This is a genomic window from Streptomyces sp. NPDC058335 (assembly GCF_042723915.1).
Taxonomy (GTDB): domain Bacteria; phylum Actinomycetota; class Actinomycetes; order Streptomycetales; family Streptomycetaceae; genus Streptomyces.
This window is the reverse complement of record NZ_JBHXHX010000047.1, coordinates 1-2,493: the sequence shown is the minus strand read 5'-3', so window position 1 is coordinate 2,493 and position 2,493 is coordinate 1. Positions and strand designations below refer to the sequence as shown.

General features: G+C 61.0%; 3 protein-coding genes and 1 pseudogene. All 4 read left to right on the top strand.

All coding sequences use genetic code 11. The features are described from left to right. The first annotated feature begins 424 nt into the window (after window positions 1-424). The 4 genes and pseudogenes from ACFWJX_RS40615 (at window position 425) to ACFWJX_RS40600 (ending at window position 2,130) form a co-directional block, all read left to right on the top strand. A complete protein-coding gene (locus ACFWJX_RS40615) occupies window positions 425-748 on the top strand; it encodes a MobC family plasmid mobilization relaxosome protein (RefSeq protein WP_170989424.1) in 324 nt (107 codons plus the stop codon). Beyond that, a pseudogene (locus tag ACFWJX_RS40610) lies at window positions 687-1,103 on the top strand (relaxase/mobilization nuclease domain-containing protein); the annotation flags it as partial. The gene ACFWJX_RS40615 and the pseudogene ACFWJX_RS40610, both read left to right, overlap by 62 nt. 322 nt (window positions 1,104-1,425) lie before the next feature. Continuing rightward, window positions 1,426-1,911: an MbeB family mobilization protein gene (locus ACFWJX_RS40605; RefSeq protein WP_137502582.1), complete on the top strand. Its 486-nt coding sequence runs from the start codon at window positions 1,426-1,428 to the stop codon at window positions 1,909-1,911. 3 nt (window positions 1,912-1,914) lie between these two features. Then, entirely contained in the window at window positions 1,915-2,130 is a 216-nt protein-coding gene (locus ACFWJX_RS40600; protein WP_079967714.1) for an MbeD family mobilization/exclusion protein, read from the top strand. The last annotated feature ends 363 nt before the right edge of the window (window positions 2,131-2,493 follow it).

The window sequence follows — 2,493 nt, the reverse complement described above, 5'->3', positions numbered from 1 at the left end:
GGGCGGAGCCTATGGAAAAACGGCAACGCCGCATCCTTTCCCCGGCTTTTCTTTACTTGAGCGCCATCTCTTTATTTCGTCATTCGTGAGCATGTAACGCCCGCCGCAGTCTCACGGCAGGAGCGTAGCGACCGAGTGAGCGAGGAGGCGTCATTTCATCGACACCTGCATTTCGCACTTACGCCCCGCAGCCGCATTTTTTCCCCTGCCACATGAAGCACTTCCCTGAGTCACCACTCCGAACTAACATATTAAGCCAGTATACACTCCGCTAGCGCTACGTGACTGGTTCAGGGCTGCGCCCCGAAACCCGCTAAAACCACTGACGCGCCTGCGGCTTGTCCAACACCGCGCCGAACGGGAAAAGATTTCCCGCCCGTCCCGGCGTTATCAGGAGGCCGGATTGGCAGACAAACGCAGCAAAATGCTCACCATGTGGGTGACCGAAGATGAGCACCGCCGTCTGCTGGAGCGCTGCGACGGTAAACAGCTCGCGGCCTGGATGCGGCAGACGTGCCTGGACGAGAAGCCCGCCCGAACCGGCAAACTTCCCTCGCTCTCGCCGGCGCTGCTTCGTCAGCTTGCCGGCATGGGGAACAACCTTAACCAGATTGCCCGGCAGGTTAACGGCGGTGGCGGCAGCGGGCACGACCGCGTGCAGGTTGTCGCCGCGCTGATGGCCATCGATGCCGGACTCGAGCGGCTGCGGCACGCCGTGCTGGAAAAGGGGGCAGACGATGATCGTTAAGTTTCACCCCCGGGGGCGCGGCGGTGGCGCCGGGCCTGTGGATTACCTGCTGGGCAAAGACCGCCAGCGCGAAGGTGCCAGCGTTCTGCAGGGGAAGCCGGAGGAAGTCCGGGAGCTTATCGACGCCTCGCCCTACGCCAAAAAATACACATCCGGCGTCCTGTCTTTTGCCGAACAGGACTTACCGCCCGGCCAGCGTGAAAAGCTGATGGCGAGCTTCGAGCGGGTTCTGATGCCCGGACTCGATAAAGACCAGTACAGCGTGCTGTGGGTTGAGCACCGGGACAAAGGGAGGCTGGAGCTGAACTTCCTGATCCCGAACACGGAGCTGCTGACCGGCAGGCGTCTCCAGCCGTATTACGACCGCGCCGACCGACCGCGCATCGATGCCTGGCAGACCATTGTGAACGGCAGGCTGGGGCTGCACGATCCAAACGCGCCGGAAAACCGGCGGGCGCTGGTCACGCCGTCCGCGCTGCCGGAAACGAAGCAGGAAGCCGCCCAGGCGATTACGCGGGGTTTACTGGCCTTAGCCTCGTCCGGGGAGCTGAAAACCCGTCAGGACGTCACTGAGGCGCTGGAAAGCGCTGGTTTTGAGGTGGTGCGCACTACAAAAAGCAGCATCAGCATTGCCGACCCGGACGGGGGGCGAAACATCCGACTGAAGGGAGCCATCTATGAACAGTCTTTTAACGCTGGCGAAGGACTTAGAGCAGAAATCGAAAGCGCAGCAGCAGAGTACCGGCGAGATGCTGAAAGCCGCATTCAGCGAGCACGAGAAGTCTGTCAGAGCGGAACTGAGCGAAAGCGAGAAGAGAATCAGCGCCGCCATCCTCGAGCACGACCGGAAGCTGTCCTCAGCCATGAGCCAGCGCACGAAAGGGATGCTGCGCATGGTCAGCCAGACGTGGCTGACCATCGTCCTGGTGTCCGCGCTGCTGATCGCTTCGAGCGCGGCCATTCTGTGGTGGCAGAGTCAGCAGATACTCGACAATTACACGACCATCCGGGAGCAGAAGAGCACGCAGGCTATGCTGTCCGATCGGAACAGCGGCGTGCAGCTCTCGACCTGCGGCGATCAGAGACGCCGCTGCGTGAGGGTGAACCCGGAAGCGGGACGGTTCGGAGAGGATTCGAGCTGGATGATACTGGCGGGGAAATAGCACATGACGGAGCTGGAAAAACAGTTGCTGAGCGCATTAGAGCAGCTACAGCAGGACTACTCGAAAAGGCTGGACGAGTGGGAGAACGCCTTCGCGGAATGGCGGACGATGTCTGGTCTTATGCAACGGGAGAACGCGGCGCTGAGCGAGCGCGTCACGGTCTTGAGCAGGCAGGTGCAGAGTTTGAGCGATCAGCTGCGCCGGTTGTCGCAAGGCTGAACGGAATCGAGGCGCACCGGGAGCAGCAGCGGGCGGCGCAGCACCAGAAAGCGCTGGAGCTGGAACGATCGCAGCGCCAGCGGACGTATGACGGTCCGTCGCTGTAACAAACCGGATAAAACGGGGGGGGCGGCGCAGATCCCCGCCGAAAGCCGGTGCCATTCACCCGGTTGCATGGCTATGCAGTCGGGTGAAATTTATCTGACGCGGAATGCGCGATTTAGTGGGGAGTTTACTGCCGGTTTTACCGGGCTGACGCCGCTTTCGCGCCGAACCCGCCCTGAGGCGGTGCCGGAAAGCACTGTTATGGTAAATGCGGAGTTAATGCATGCTCTTTTGACGTCACTTTTAAACTAAATTGAC

What these genes read in the sequence shown, in the direction of transcription:
- ACFWJX_RS40615 (WP_170989424.1), top strand. Translation starts at nt 425, where the DNA reads ATGCTCACCATGTGGGTGACCGAAGATGAGCACCGCCGTCTGCTGGAG.
- ACFWJX_RS40605 (WP_137502582.1), top strand. Translation starts at nt 1,426, where the DNA reads ATGAACAGTCTTTTAACGCTGGCGAAGGACTTAGAGCAGAAATCGAAA.
- ACFWJX_RS40600 (WP_079967714.1), top strand. Translation starts at nt 1,915, where the DNA reads ATGACGGAGCTGGAAAAACAGTTGCTGAGCGCATTAGAGCAGCTACAG.